General features: G+C 58.5%; 13 protein-coding genes and 1 tRNA gene. 6 read left to right on the forward strand and 8 right to left on the reverse strand.

Annotated elements, in window-relative coordinates; all coding sequences use genetic code 11:
• Positions 1 to 16: 16 nt before the first annotated feature.
• Genes citG through citC form a run of 6 tightly spaced genes read right to left on the reverse strand, consistent with a single transcriptional unit; the run spans position 17 to position 5,226 of the window.
• Positions 17 to 913 (reverse strand): triphosphoribosyl-dephospho-CoA synthase, encoded by an 897-nt coding sequence (gene citG, locus AC559G_RS05660; RefSeq protein ID WP_498911812.1) that lies wholly within the window; start codon positions 911 to 913, stop codon positions 17 to 19.
• Positions 891 to 1,439, reverse strand: coding sequence for a citrate lyase holo-[acyl-carrier protein] synthase (citX, locus tag AC559G_RS05665; RefSeq protein WP_498911813.1), 549 nt, complete (start codon positions 1,437 to 1,439; stop codon positions 891 to 893). Before citX ends, citG begins: the two co-directional genes overlap by 23 nt.
• Positions 1,440 to 1,441: 2 nt before the next feature.
• Positions 1,442 to 2,947, reverse strand: coding sequence for a citrate lyase subunit alpha (gene citF / locus AC559G_RS05670; RefSeq protein ID WP_498911814.1), 1,506 nt, complete (start codon positions 2,945 to 2,947; stop codon positions 1,442 to 1,444).
• Complete coding sequence (gene citE, locus AC559G_RS05675; RefSeq protein WP_498911815.1) at positions 2,944 to 3,864, reverse strand: aldolase/citrate lyase/malate synthase family protein; 921 nt, start codon at positions 3,862 to 3,864, stop codon at positions 2,944 to 2,946. The genes citF and citE overlap by 4 nt, the downstream gene beginning before the upstream one ends.
• Positions 3,848 to 4,156, reverse strand: a complete 309-nt coding sequence (gene citD / locus AC559G_RS05680; RefSeq protein WP_438599515.1) for a citrate lyase acyl carrier protein — start codon at positions 4,154 to 4,156, stop codon at positions 3,848 to 3,850. Before citD ends, citE begins: the two co-directional genes overlap by 17 nt.
• Positions 4,156 to 5,226 carry a [citrate (pro-3S)-lyase] ligase gene (gene citC, locus AC559G_RS05685; protein WP_498911816.1) on the reverse strand — a complete coding sequence of 357 codons (1,071 nt, stop codon included), beginning with the start codon at positions 5,224 to 5,226 and terminating at the stop codon, positions 4,156 to 4,158. The genes citD and citC overlap by 1 nt, the downstream gene beginning before the upstream one ends.
• Before the next feature lie 317 nt (positions 5,227 to 5,543).
• Between citC and dpiA the strand changes: the two genes are divergently transcribed.
• The 3 genes from dpiA (at position 5,544) to AC559G_RS05700 (ending at position 9,707) form a co-directional block, all read left to right on the forward strand.
• Complete coding sequence (gene dpiA, locus AC559G_RS05690) at positions 5,544 to 6,230, forward strand: two-component response regulator DpiA (protein WP_438599517.1); 687 nt, start codon at positions 5,544 to 5,546, stop codon at positions 6,228 to 6,230.
• Between the two features lie 201 nt (positions 6,231 to 6,431).
• The gene (locus AC559G_RS05695; RefSeq protein ID WP_498911817.1) at positions 6,432 to 9,518 is read left to right on the forward strand and encodes a beta-galactosidase; all 3,087 of its coding nucleotides are present in this window, start codon (positions 6,432 to 6,434) and stop codon (positions 9,516 to 9,518) included.
• Between the two features lie 113 nt (positions 9,519 to 9,631).
• Positions 9,632 to 9,707 (forward strand) — tRNA-Asn (locus tag AC559G_RS05700).
• A gap of 118 nt (positions 9,708 to 9,825) precedes the next feature.
• Here the strand turns inward: AC559G_RS05700 and AC559G_RS05705 are convergent.
• Together AC559G_RS05705 and AC559G_RS05710 are read right to left on the reverse strand one after the other, a co-directional pair.
• Positions 9,826 to 10,788 (reverse strand): quinone oxidoreductase family protein, encoded by a 963-nt coding sequence (locus AC559G_RS05705; RefSeq protein ID WP_498911818.1) that lies wholly within the window; start codon positions 10,786 to 10,788, stop codon positions 9,826 to 9,828.
• A gap of 146 nt (positions 10,789 to 10,934) precedes the next feature.
• A complete protein-coding gene (locus AC559G_RS05710; RefSeq protein ID WP_095844770.1) occupies positions 10,935 to 11,324 on the reverse strand; it encodes a RidA family protein in 390 nt (129 codons plus the stop codon).
• Between the two features lie 141 nt (positions 11,325 to 11,465).
• Here AC559G_RS05710 and AC559G_RS05715 point away from each other — a divergent pair, with 141 nt between their 5' ends.
• The 3 genes from AC559G_RS05715 (at position 11,466) to AC559G_RS05725 (ending at position 13,181) form a co-directional block, all read left to right on the forward strand.
• Positions 11,466 to 12,389, forward strand: a complete 924-nt coding sequence (locus tag AC559G_RS05715) for a LysR family transcriptional regulator (protein WP_498911819.1) — start codon at positions 11,466 to 11,468, stop codon at positions 12,387 to 12,389.
• Positions 12,390 to 12,625: 236 nt separating this feature from the next.
• On the forward strand, positions 12,626 to 12,841 hold the full coding sequence (locus tag AC559G_RS05720) for a tlde1 domain-containing protein (RefSeq protein ID WP_498911956.1): 216 nt from the start codon (positions 12,626 to 12,628) through the stop codon (positions 12,839 to 12,841).
• A 4-nt stretch (positions 12,842 to 12,845) separates the two neighbouring features.
• Complete coding sequence (locus tag AC559G_RS05725; RefSeq protein WP_498911820.1) at positions 12,846 to 13,181, forward strand: hypothetical protein; 336 nt, start codon at positions 12,846 to 12,848, stop codon at positions 13,179 to 13,181.
• The last annotated feature ends 57 nt before the right edge of the window (positions 13,182 to 13,238 follow it).

The following is a 13,238-nucleotide window of genomic DNA, read 5'->3' on the forward strand; positions in this document are numbered from 1 at the left end:
CTAAAAAACTACGTTATTATTCTTTTGCTTCCAACCGTGGGAGTTGCGCCAGCAGCCAGGTCATTATCAGTAGATCGGCGCTGCCGCCGGGGCTGAGGTTGCGTGCGATGCAGGCCGCATCAAACTGCCGGAGCCGCTCCATCCCCTGTGCTGCGCCGGCGCCCCCTTGTGCCAGCAAACCCGCGGCGTGATCTTGCAGCCAGTGCAGCGCCGCCACCCCGCCGCGGGCGGCAACGTTGGTGTCGCCGTTATGCGCCATCAGCCACAGCAAACTATCCAACAGCGCGATCTGCTCGCCGCAGCCGCTGCGGAGCCGTTGATGAAAAAGCGGCAACGCGCCGTTAATCACCAACGGAAAACCCGCTTCCGCTTCACCGCGCGCGCCGCTCATGCCGTGGGCGCTAAACAGCCGTTGCCCAGCGGTTTTCCCACGGTTGTTGCACTGGAGTTCACGCGCCACCAGCCCACTGCACATCGCCGCTACTTCGCCGCCCAGGCTTTGGGCACTGATGGGCCGCTGTTGCTGCTGCAAACGGCCAAAGGCGCTGCACAGCAGCCCCAGTGAAAACACGCTGCCCTTATGGGTATTGATGCCGCCGGTAGCGCGGAACATGTGGCTTTCGCAGGCCATGCCCAGCGGGCGAATGCGGGCCAGCAGCGCCGTGGCCGGCAATGCGGCATCTTCACGCCCCTGGTTGATGAAACGCGGCAGCCAGATGCCGATCGCCCTGGCGCTGCGGTAAAAATGGCCAATATCCATATCACGGTGCGCGCCGTTGTTGGCACGGTCCACCAGCCCGGGTTTGGGCGTGAGGTTGACTTCAACCAGCAGCGCCCGAAAGGCGGCGCGGGCAAACGGGTTGGCGGGTGGCGGCTGGTAACGCGGCCGGCTAGCGGGTTGCAAGCGCATCATTGAGTAACCTCTCCATTTCAGCCAGCAGTTCATCCGTACTGTGCGCGCGCTGGCGGGCGCACAGCTTGGCCGGTTGAGCGCACAGCAGGCAGCGCCGCGCCGGCAGGCCGATATCGGCCCGCGACAAGATCGTCCCCTCTGGGGTCAACACGTCGATATCCCACAGGCGGCCGATCGGCTGCCGCACTTCCAACTGCATGGCGCAATCCTTGACCCGCAACGCATCGGCGTTGATCGCCAGATAGCCCTCGCAGCCGGTGGGCAGCGCCAGGGTTTCCGCCTGCGGGCATAGCCAGTCTTGCTGCCGGCACAGCTGCAACAACGCCTGGCAGCCCAGATTGAATATGCGCCGCGACAAGGGGTTGTCTTTTACCGCACCGGGCATGACCAGCGTCAACACCAACAATGTGGTGTGATGGCGAGCCAACCATGCCTGCTGCCGAGCCTGCCGGCATTCACGGCTGGTAAGCAGTTCCGGCAGCAAAACGACGCGGTTGGCCGCCAATTCTGGCGCGACGGCGTGCATAGCTATTCCGCCACCTGGTGTACCACGTCGATCACCGAGCCATCGCGGTAACGCACCACGGCGACTACGTTGTCGGTAAAGGCAATCGGCTCCGGCTCGCCGGTGAGCAACAGCGCCCGTTGGTACAGCCATTCGATACTGACCACGTTCAGCCCGCCATCGTGCAGGCGCTGCGCCAGCTCCGGCCGCGCCGGGTTAACGGCAATACCGTGATCGGTAACCAAAATGTCGATACTGGCGCCCGGCGTCACGCAGGTGGTGACCTCTTCGACCAGCGTTGGGATGCGCCCGCGCACCAGTGGTGCGACGATAATCGCCAACCGCGCGGCGGCGGCGGTGTCGCAGTGGCCGCCCGAGGCACCGCGGATCACACCATCGGAGCCGGTCAGCACGTTTACGTTAAAGCCGGTGTCGATTTCAAGCGCACTGAGCACCACCACATCCAGACGATCGACCGCGGCGCCTTTCGAACTGACGTTAGCGTACTGATTCGCGCTGATTTCAATATGGTTTGGGTTGCGCGCCAGCGAGGTGGCGGCGGCGCGATCGAAACTCTGCACATCCAGCAGCTTGCCGATCAGCCCTTTTTCATGCAGCGCCACCATGGTGGACGTAATGCCGCCCAACGCGAAGGCCGCGTGTACGCCGCGCGCGCGCATTTTGTCTTCCAGGAAGCGCGTCACCGCCAGCGAAGCACCGCCGGTGCCGGTTTGCAGCGAGAAACCGGCGGTAAAGTAACCGGAAGCGGCGATCACTTCCGCCGCGCGGCGGGCGATCAACAGCTCGCGCGGGTTAGAAGTCATGCGCGTGGCATCGGCCCCAATCTTGTCGGCATCGCCCACGTGTTCCAGTTGCACGATCAGATCCACCTGGTCTTGCAGCAGGCTGGCGGGATGATGCGGGTAAGGCACGATGGCTTCGGTCAGCAGCACCACTTTATCGGCGCTTTCGGCATCGACGCGTGCGTAGCCCAGCGAGCCGCAACAGGCTTCGCCGCTGTAACCATTGGCGTTGCCGAATTCGTCACAGCTCGGCACGCCAAGAAAGGCAACGTCTATTTTCAACTCACCGGACGTGATCAGATTGACCCGGCCGCCGTGGGAGTGGATCTGCACCGGTTGTTTCAACAGGCCGCGCGAAATCTCTTCCGCCAGCGGGCCACGCAGGCCGGAGGTGTAAATACGGCTCACCACGCCGTGGCGGATGTGTTCCACCAACGGCGCATGGCAATCGCTGAGCGAGCTGGATGCCAGCGTCAGGTTGCGGAACCCCATCTCGGCAATCGCTGCCATTACCTGGTTCAACGTCAGATCGCCGCCGCGGAAAGCGTGGTGGAAGGAAATGGTCATGCCGTCTTGCAAGCCGCTGCGGCGGATGGCTTCCTGCAGCGAATCGCAGCGTTTGATGCCGCGCGGTTTCGCCGCCTGTAGATTGGCCTTTGAGGCTTCCTGATACAGCCGAACATCGGCGTTGTTGTTCCAGTTTGCCAGGCGTTGTTGGTGTTTCATTGGGCCTCCTCCGTGTGGTTGGCTTCTTCACGCACCCCGGAAAGGGCCGCGCGCTCCAGCACCAGCCGCGCACGCTCAATAACCGGGCTATCCACCATTTTGCCGTTCAGCGATACCACGCCGCGCCCTTCTTTCTCGGCCGCTTCGGCGGCGTCCACCACCCGCTGCGCATGCGCCACTTCTTTCGCGGTTGGCGCATACAGGTTGTGCAACAGCTCAATCTGGCGCGGGTTGATCAGCGATTTGCCATCAAAGCCCAACTGTTTGATCAACTCAGCCTCCTGCAGAAAACCGGCTTCGTTATTCGCATCGGAATAGACGGTATCGAAAGCCTGAATACCGGCGGCGCGCGCCGCTTGTAGCAGCGAGCAACGGGCAAACAGCAGTTCCACGCCGCCGGGCGAGCGCTCGGTGCGCAAATTACGCACGTAGTCTTCTGCCCCCAGCGCAATGCCGATCAGGCGCGGCGAGGCATGGGCGATCGCAATCGCGTTGGTGATGCCGGCAGCGGACTCTATCGCCGCCAGCAGGCCGGTGCTGCCCAGCGGCCGGCCGCATGCTTTTTCGATGGCGGCGATTTCCCGCTCCATGTCGATCACATCCTGGGCGCTGTCGGTTTTCGGCAGGCGCACGATATCCGCCCCGCCGCGCACCACGGCCTGCAGATCGTCCAGGCCATAGGCGGAATCCAGCGCGTTAACGCGCACGATGGTTTCCACCTCCTGGTACAGCGGATGCTGCAAGGCGTGATAAACCAGCCGGCGGGCGGCGTCTTTTTCACGCAGGACAACGGAATCTTCCAGATCGAACATCAGCGAGTCGGCCTGGTAGATAAAGGAATTGCTGACCATTGCGGCATTGGCGCCGGGCACGAACAGCATGCTGCGGCGCATGCGCTGTTTATTCAGCGTTTTCATTTTTCGCCTCCCATGGCAGTTGGCCGGATTCGCTGGCGCGCATCAGCGCGGTTTCCAGCCGGGCGCGCAGCACACAGTCCAGCGCGCCTTTGTCATCGATGATCACCTGTACCGGCTCCACGCCGTACTGTTGCAACACCTGTAACAGCGTGCGGCGGATCGCGGCGCCGAACTGTTTTTCCACGCTGCTGGCAATCAGCAGATCGTGTTCCTGGCCTTCTGCCGGCGCGATACGCACCATGACATCACTGGATTCCAGCGTGCCGGCCACTGCTTCTCTGATTATTTTCATCATTCACCTGATTGTGCAGATTCAAATTTTTGCGGTGCGGGCTTGGCCTGGCGTTGTGCCAGCAAACGCCGCAGGTAATGTTCAGTCGCCGCCGGCACCAGCGGCGCGATGGCATCGATATCGCCGCTGACCAACAGCTTGCGTACCCAGGAGGCGGAGATCGCCACGCCCGCATGTTGCAAACGTTCTATTTCCACCAAGGTGATTGGTGGGCTGGGCAGCGTTGGCGTTTCCAGCCAGTAGCGCATATCGCGGTTGTATTTGGCGGTCACTTCGCAAAACGGTTCGGTGCCCACAAAGCGGTGGGTAATGCCCAGCGCCGGCGCCAGATACTGCCGGAAGATTTTCAGATCGATCTCGGTGTAGCAGTCATCGGCAATGCCCTGATCCTTAATGAAATAGCAGGGGAACGTGGCGCGCGAGATGATGTATTGCGAGCCTTCATGCACCGTGAGATTGGCGATCCCGCGCGTCCCTTCCAGCACCAGATCGCGCCGGTCTGCATACGGGAAGCGGGAATTGTCTTCACGCACCAGGAACAGATGCAGCCAGTCGCAACTGGCCGCGGCCTGCTGCACCAAATACTGATGGCCGCGGGTGAAAGGGTTGGCGTTCATCACGATGCTGCCGATTTTTTCCCCCGGGCGGCGCAGCGTGGCCAACTTGGCGGCGTAGCGCCGCAGGCGGCATGGGCTGTTTTCCATCAGCACCACAATCCCCGGCACGCTGACGATGGGATAAAACCCGCACTGCCGGAATAAATGTTCGTTTTGCGTTTTGGTGTAGATAAACAATTTGGTGTGATGGCGCTCATAGGCCAGATTCACCAGCTCCGTCGCCAGCTTCAGCGCCAGCCCTTCGCCCCGTAACGCCGGGCTGATGGCGACACATTTGATAATATTGTCGGCAATGCCACCACAGGCGACCAATTTATCGTTCTGCGTCACGGTAATAAATATTTCGACCGTGGTATCAATATTCAGGTCGTTATTACGTAGGAACGCTTTTATCTCTGAAATAGCCTTATGGTCCGAACGTTTTACCCGATTAAATACGGTATCGCCCAACATGGTTCACTCTCTGAGTAACTAAAAGATAACATTTAAAATACACCAACCCAGAGCAAACAACATAAAAACACAACATAACAGTTTGAAAATGATAGACAAAAATGCGCATATCGCCAGGTGGTGTATTGAGTGGCACCAGAATAGAGAAAAAACGAAGACGATTATTGACCTATTTCACAAACCCACCGACGTCAAAAAGTTATTTAATGGTTTTTATTTACTTAATTATTTTTATCGAGTTTATTATCGTGATATCATTCAAATATTTAACAATTGAATGTACATTTGGTTAGCAGGGGCACATTGCAGGAGGGATGATGGAATGGCTTAATATTTTGATCGTGGAAGATGAAACGCCGCTGGCGGAGATGCACGCGGAATTCATCAAGCAAAACGGCGGCTGCCGGCAAGTGTGGCTGGCGGGCAACCTGGCGCAGGCGCGCGCCATGACCGCACGCTTTAAGCCGGATCTGATCCTGCTGGATAACTTTCTTCCCGACGGCCAGGGCATTGAACTGTTGCGCGAGCTAGCGCTCAGCGGCTATAGCGGCGGTATCGTTTTTATTACCGCGGCCAGCGATATGGATACCGTGGCCGAAGCGCTGCGCTACGGCGTGTTTGATTATCTGATCAAGCCGCTGGCTTACGATCGCCTGACGCAAACGCTGCAGCGTTTCAGCCAACGCCACCAGGCGCTGAAAGACAAGGAACGCTTTAACCAACGCCAGATTGATGAAATGTTCAACACCTATGCCCGCAATGAGCAGCAGTTGGCGCTGCCGGTCGGCATTGATGAACTGACGTTGATCAAAGTGCGTGAACTGTTCAGCGATCCGGCCACCCGCCACACCGCAGAAAGCGTGGCGCGGGAAACCGGCATCAGCCGCACCACCGCCCGGCGCTATCTGGAGTTTTGCGCCACCAACCACCTGCTGAGTGCCGAGATCATTTACGGCAAAGTCGGCCGCCCGCAGCGCATTTATCACGCCCCCCGCAAGGAGTAACGCCCTTGCCGTGCCACCTGCCTGGTTGCGGGAAGCCGGCGTGCAATAGCAACCAGAGGCCTGTTTGGGCTGGCGATCCCAACGGGAAATCTCAGTCTGTGATCGCGTTCATTTTCCTGTGCAACCCGCCTTTACAAACATCAAGGCTGAAGCGATGCTGGCGCAAATTATGCGCCAATAGCACCGCTAATGAGGCCCCCCATGCAGTGTGACTCTCTGCCCCTGATGCAAATCCTCGCCCGCCAGGACTGGCAAAACCCGGCCTGCACGTCTTACCGCCGCCTGGCGGCGCATCCGCCGTTTGCCAGTTGGCGCGATCCGGACGCGGCCCGCCGTGATGCCGCCAGCCCAAGCCGACGCCTGCTAAACGGTAACTGGCGTTTTAGCTACTTTCCCCGCCCGCAAGCAGTGCCGGAAAGCTGGATACAGCAGGATCTGGCCGGCGCCGATTTGCTTGCCGTGCCCAGTAACTGGCAGCTCGCCGGCTTCGATGCGCCCATTTATACCAACGTAAAATATCCGATCCCGCTTAACCCGCCATGGGTGCCGCAGAATAACCCGACCGGCTGCTATTCCCGCACCTTCACCATGGACGAAGCCTGGCTGGCCACCGGGCAAACGCGCATTATCTTCGACGGCGTGAATTCGGCGTTTTACCTCTGGTGCAACGGCCACTGGGCCGGCTATTCACAGGACAGCCGCCTGCCGGCGGAGTTCGATCTCACCCCTTACCTGCACGCTGGCGAGAACCGCCTGGCAGTGATGGTGCTACGCTGGTGCGACGGCAGCTACCTGGAAGATCAGGATATGTGGCGCATGAGCGGTATTTTCCGCGATGTCAGCCTGCTGCATAAACCCGCTTGCCACCTGAGTGATATTCGCATCAACACACCGCTGTATGACGGTTTCCAGCGTGCGGAGTTGGTTGTCGAGGTGCAGGCGCAGCAGCCTGCCGGCCACCAGGTACAGGTGCAGCTATGGCGCGATGATACGCAGCTAGCGGCATTGACGCAGCCCCTCGGCAGCGAGGTGATTGATGAGCGGGGGGCCTATCACGACCGCGCCACGCTGCGCCTGGCGGTAGACGCCCCTTTGCTGTGGAGTGCCGAAACACCGCACCTGTACCGTGCCGTAGTTGCCCTGCTAAGTGCTGACGGGCTGGTGGTGGAAGCGGAAGCCTACGACGTGGGGTTCCGCCAGATCGCAATCCGCAACGGCCTGTTGACGCTAAACGGCCAGCCGCTGTTGATCCGCGGCGTCAATCGCCATGAGCACCACCCGGAACATGGCCAGGTGATGGATGAAGCCACCATGCGCCACGATATTCTGCTGATGAAGCAGCACAACTTTAACGCCGTGCGCTGCTCGCACTACCCGAATCACCCGTTGTGGTACAGGCTATGCGATCGTTATGGGTTGTACGTGGTGGACGAAGCCAATATTGAAACCCACGGCATGCAGCCGATGGGCCGCCTGGCGGACGATCCGCAGTGGCTGCCGGCAATGAGCGAACGCGTGACGCGCATGGTGCAACGCGATCGTAACCATCCCTGCATCATCATTTGGTCGTTGGGTAACGAATCTGGCCATGGCGCAAACCATGATGCGCTCTATCAATGGGTGAAAAGCCAGGATCCGAGCCGCCCGGTGCAATATGAAGGCGGCGGCGCCAACAGCGCGGCCACGGATATTGTGTGCCCGATGTATGCCCGCGTCGATCAGGATCAGCCCTTCCCTGCCGTGCCCAAGTGGTCGCTCAGTAAGTGGAGCGGTCTGCCGGGAGAAAACCGCCCGTTGATCTTGTGCGAATACGCCCATGCCATGGGCAATAGCCTGGGCGGTTTTGCCCGCTATTGGCAGGCCTTTCGCAAATACCCGCGCCTGCAGGGCGGCTTTATTTGGGACTGGGTTGACCAGGCGATGACGCGCCGTGATGAAGACGGCAACCCCTATTGGGCCTATGGCGGCGACTTTGGCGATAAACCCAACGATCGCCAATTTTGCCTTAACGGCCTGGTGTTCCCCGATCGCACGCCGCACCCGGCGCTGTTCGAAGCGAAGCGCGCCCAGCAGTTTTTCCAGTTCACGCTTGATCCCCAGCGGTTGGCGCTTAGCGTAACCAGCGAATACCTGTTCCGCTCTACCGACAACGAGCAACTGAGGTGGTGTATTGAGCTTGACGGCGAACAGCGCGCCAGCGGCGTTATCGAACTCAACCTGCCCCCACGGGGCAGCGCCACATTTATTCTGCTGGAGCGCCTGCCCGTTATCCCGCGGCCAGGCGAGCTATGGCTGAAAGTTGAAGTGGTGCAGCTGCATGCCACGATGTGGGCGGAAGCCAACCACCGCTGTGCCTGGGATCAATGGCCGTTGCCACGCCCGCTGCTGGCCACGCCTGCCGAACCCGCCGGCGAAGTGCCGCAATGGCTGCAGAACGACCGCGAGATCGCCATAGCCCACGGCAACCAGCGCTGGCAGTTTGAGCGCGCCAGCGGCCAGTTGGCTCAGTGGTGGCAGGATGATCAACCACAGTTGCAAACGCCGCTGCATGACTGCTTTATCCGCGCGCCGCTGGATAACGATATCGGCATCAGCGAAGTGGAGCGTATCGATCCCAACGCCTGGGTTGAGCGCTGGAAGCAGGCCGGCCTGTATCAACTGGAAACCTGCTGTACCCGCCTGCAGGCAGACACGCTGGCCGATGGCGTGCGCGTGGTCAGCGAGCATACCTTCAGCGTTGCCGGGCAAACGCTGCTGCAAAGCCGGAAGCAGTGGCTGTTCGATAGCCACGGCACGGTAACGGTCTGTGTTGATGTTGAATGCGCCACCTGCCTGCCGCCGCTGGCGCGTATCGGCCTGTGCACCCAACTGGCGCAGGTGCAGCCACAGGTGCAGTGGCTGGGGCTTGGCCCACACGAAAACTACCCCGACCGTAAGCTGGCGGCGCAATTTGGCCTGTGGCGGCTACCGTTAGCGCAGTTGCATACGCCTTATATCTTCCCCGGTGAAAACGGGCTGCGTTGCAACACCCGGCGCCTGCAGTACGGCACTTGGCAAATCAGCGGGCGTTTCCACTTTTCACTCAGCCGCTACGGCCTGCGCCAACTCATGGCCTGCAGCCACCAGCACCTGCTGCAGGAGGAAGATGGCGTATGGCTGCATGTGGATGGTTACCACATGGGCGTTGGCGGCGACGATTCATGGAGCCCAAGCGTCCATCAGGATGACCTGCTGCCCCCCGGCCATTACCACTATCAGCTGCAGTTCCGGCAGCTGAACAAGGGGTAAATCTGCCAAAAACTCAACGGATTGCACATTCTGCAAGCAAACAATCGCAGAATGTGCAATCCCCCTTTGACATGCCCACAGTAGCCCGCTATGATTCCCGCCGTTCACACAATTCCTCTGTAGTTCAGTCGGTAGAACGGCGGACTGTTAATCCGTATGTCACTGGTTCGAGTCCAGTCAGGGGAGCCAGATTTTGAGAATCCCGCTCAGGGAAACCTGATCGGGATTTTTGCATTTCATGCATCCTTGTGTACATAGATTCAACAGTGGTGTATCTGATGCAGACTGATTGCCCACAGACGGCGAATCAGCCGCAGACAAGAACGACACGTCCGAGCGTAGGATTGCCTTCGACATACGCATGGGCCTGTGCCGCATCGGCAAGCGGAAAGGTCCGGTCTATGAGCACCTCAAGTTTCCCATTAGCGGCCTGCGCCAACATCCGGGAAACCGTCTGATGAACCTCGGGCTTTTCAAGCTGCGTTCCCATGAATACGCCGAACAACGACTGATTCGCCTGAAGCGCGGACCACAGCTCAACCTGCAGCGTCGGTCCACCGGCGTTGCCGACGAATACCAAGCGGCCCTCCGGACGCAACATCCTCAGGGAGTCCTGCATGGTTGTTCCCACTGGGTCCACAACAAGGTCGACACCTCGGGCCTCGGTCAAGCGCATGACCGTCTCCACCACGTCAACTCTCCGACGGTCGATTGCATGATCCAATCCAAGTGCCGCTAAGTGTTTGCCCCTTTCCACACCGGATACTGTCCCGAGCACTGTTGCACCAGCCTGATGTGCGAGCTGTACGGCGGCGCTTCCCACGCCACCGGCCGCCGCCTGGATCAGGACGGCTTCGCCACGCTTCAAGCCGCCGCGCGCGAAAAGGCAGTGATGCGCGGTTCCATATGCGATCGGCAATGCTGCTGCGATCGCCATGTCTAGGCCCTTCGGTACCAACCAAGTCTTGCTCGCGGCTACGGCGCGCAATTCGGCATGCGAGCCCGACACATCGAAGCTTGTGACCTTCTGACCAACCTTACGGTCGTGAACATCGCAGCCCACTGAAACGACCTCGCCAGCTGCCGCATAGCCGAGGGCGTAGCCAGGATAAGGCGGCGGCGATGACGCGCGGTTGATCAGGTCTCCTCTTTCCAGGGCGACAGTCTCTACCCGAATGACAACGCCGTTGGGCGGACAGACTGGATCGGGAACATCCGTATAACGAAGGACATCCGGTGATCCGGGTTGATCATAGACAACGGCTTTCATCGCTTCCCTCTACCGAACTGATTCAGGATGCCGAGTCGCGCGGCGTAATGGGCCTTGCCGTTCAAGCGTTCGATCGGCACTCGGTGATCGTCACCGGCGGCGAGCTGCCCCGTTGAATTTTCGACTGGCAGAAAGCCCCGTAACGCTTAGGGCAGCTTGGCAATCACCTTAATCTCAAACTGGAATCCGTAAAGCCACGTCACGCCGATCCCGGTCAACGTGGGGTAAGGTGCTTCCCCCCAATATTCTGGCAGGATACTCCAGATAGCGTCGAGGTTCGACTCGGGATCGACGACAAAGAGGGTCACATCAACCACGTCATCGAATGTGCAACCCGCAGCCGCGAGAACAGCATTAAGGTTATCGAATGCCAGCCTGACCTGCGCTTTTAGATCGTGTTCAGGCGACCCATCCTCGCGGCTACCAACCTGCCCCGAAACAAACAAGAAGCCGTTAGATTTGATGGCCGGTGAATACCGATTGCGCTCATAGAGCGCCTGCCGACCGAAGGGAAAAACTGCTTCGCGTGTTGTCATGTTTGTACCTTTGCAATGGGGCGAAATCTGCCCAATGAACGAAAAGACACTTTACAGGCGCTAGAACGGGTGGATAAACAAGCGACTTTGTCCTTCATTGTTTGTAAAATCCAAACAATCTGTGAAAAGAAAGGACAAGGAATGGATCGTTTCGATGCGATGCGCGCCTTTGCGCGTGTGGTGGAGGCAGGTAGCTTCACAAAGGCTGCCCAAACACTTCATATGAGCAAAACCACGGTGACGCAACTCATTCAGCAGTTAGAAGCGCGCCTGCGCGTCAAGTTACTCCATCGCACCACCCGCAAGCTCAGCGTCACTCCCGAGGGAGCAGCCTACTACGAGCGCGTCATCCGCCTCTTGGCGGACATGGACGATGCAGAAACCAGCCTGTCCAGTGCGGCGATTACGCCCAGGGGACGGCTACGGGTGGATGTGCCCAGTCCGCTGGCCCGCCTCGTCATAGTGCCGGCGCTACCGGCTTTCCACATGCGCTACCCGGACATCCAGTTCGATATGGGCGTGAGCGACCGGGTGGTGGATCTGATCGGCGACAACGTGGATTGCGTCTTGCGCGGTGGCGAAATCAACGACCAGTCCCTGATCGCACGCCATGTCGGCGATTTGCAAATCGGCGCCTACGCCGCACCGAGTTATCTGGAACGCCTTGGCGCCCCGGCGCATCCGCGAGAGCTGGAAAACACCGACCATCGCATAGTGGGATTCTTGTCCTCACGCACCGGTAAGATTGCGCCTCTGGCACTGCACTGTGAGAGTGAACATATTGAAATCAAGAGCAGCTATGTGCTTGCTGTGGATGATGGCAATGCGTACCTCGAAGCTGGGTTAGCTGGGCTAGGCGTGATCGCGCTGCCAACCTATATGGCGGCAGCACATCAGGCTTGTGGCGCCTTGATTCCGTTATTTGAACAATGGCGTATTGATCCCATGCCCCTGTACTTGGCATTTCCGCCGAACCGCCATGTCAACGTCAAACTGCGAGTTTTTATTGATTGGATCATTGAATTGATGCAGCAGCATGCCCCGAATTCCAACAACAATAGGTAACGACATCCCAGCCCCCTGATTCGCTCATCAGCGTCGATTGGTGGTCATTCTGGTGGTCTTGACAGGAGGTAGATTCTGATTATGCGATCGGGTCAATCGCCAAACATCACAAATCACCAACCGAACTTTTATTATAGAACGTCCCGTTGGTGGCAGACTCGGGCCACTTAGGGATACGTTCCTAAAACACGTCTACGGAACCGACAGATCAGAATGGTTTGGCCTGTATCGAGATGATGGGTGGGTTTGATGATGTCACATTTACGCAAGGTGTTAGACGTGGGCAATTTCGCCTGCACCCTATTGGCCCGCTGGGAATATCGGAGGGATGTATAACGTTTTTGAATCATGCGCAATATGGCATCCTACGCGATCGCCTCCTGAGTGACGTGCCAAAACTAAACATTCCCGGAAGTCAACTCAAGGCTTATGGGACGATAAAGGTCTACTAACGAAATGAAAAAATTAACTGTTTTAGTGTTGTCCTTTGTCGTTCTGTTTTTTTGTATCGCTAAAATATTGGCTGTCCTGTTGCCCGCATCACTGGTTTACTGGCTAGCCAACGCTTTTGGTTACCATGGTGATGAAGCCGTATTAGATTTTCTGGTGATTTTTAACTCGACGTTATCCGCGTTAATTTCATTCGTTCTCGTGGTGTTCATTCGTAAATTGTGGTTTACCGGCCATGATTACTATGCTGATCGAATCCGCCAAGGTAGGGCGTTGGCTTTACGATTGACTGATAGATATCATGGGGGACAATCCCCCATCTTCCAGTTCCCCAACCCATGACTACCAATACAGACAAGCGCGACGGCCTAAAACCGCACCTTTATAGAACCAGTAAAT

Origin of the sequence: Gibbsiella greigii (genome assembly GCF_039540155.1) — a bacterium.
In the GTDB taxonomy this organism is placed as follows: domain Bacteria; phylum Pseudomonadota; class Gammaproteobacteria; order Enterobacterales; family Enterobacteriaceae; genus Gibbsiella; species Gibbsiella quercinecans.

Bases quoted from the DNA above. Each gene is read 5' to 3' on its own strand.
- citG (WP_498911812.1), bottom strand. From the start codon at position 913: ATGATGCGCTTGCAACCCGCTAGCCGGCCGCGTTACCAGCCGCCACCC.
- citX (WP_498911813.1), bottom strand. From the start codon at position 1,439: ATGCACGCCGTCGCGCCAGAATTGGCGGCCAACCGCGTCGTTTTGCTG.
- citF (WP_498911814.1), bottom strand. From the start codon at position 2,947: ATGAAACACCAACAACGCCTGGCAAACTGGAACAACAACGCCGATGTT.
- citE (WP_498911815.1), bottom strand. From the start codon at position 3,864: ATGAAAACGCTGAATAAACAGCGCATGCGCCGCAGCATGCTGTTCGTG.
- citD (WP_438599515.1), bottom strand. From the start codon at position 4,156: ATGAAAATAATCAGAGAAGCAGTGGCCGGCACGCTGGAATCCAGTGAT.
- citC (WP_498911816.1), bottom strand. From the start codon at position 5,226: ATGTTGGGCGATACCGTATTTAATCGGGTAAAACGTTCGGACCATAAG.
- dpiA (WP_438599517.1), top strand. From the start codon at position 5,544: ATGGAATGGCTTAATATTTTGATCGTGGAAGATGAAACGCCGCTGGCG.
- AC559G_RS05695 (WP_498911817.1), top strand. From the start codon at position 6,432: ATGCAGTGTGACTCTCTGCCCCTGATGCAAATCCTCGCCCGCCAGGAC.
- AC559G_RS05705 (WP_498911818.1), bottom strand. From the start codon at position 10,788: ATGAAAGCCGTTGTCTATGATCAACCCGGATCACCGGATGTCCTTCGT.
- AC559G_RS05710 (WP_095844770.1), bottom strand. From the start codon at position 11,324: ATGACAACACGCGAAGCAGTTTTTCCCTTCGGTCGGCAGGCGCTCTAT.
- AC559G_RS05715 (WP_498911819.1), top strand. From the start codon at position 11,466: ATGGATCGTTTCGATGCGATGCGCGCCTTTGCGCGTGTGGTGGAGGCA.
- AC559G_RS05720 (WP_498911956.1), top strand. From the start codon at position 12,626: ATGGGTGGGTTTGATGATGTCACATTTACGCAAGGTGTTAGACGTGGG.
- AC559G_RS05725 (WP_498911820.1), top strand. From the start codon at position 12,846: ATGAAAAAATTAACTGTTTTAGTGTTGTCCTTTGTCGTTCTGTTTTTT.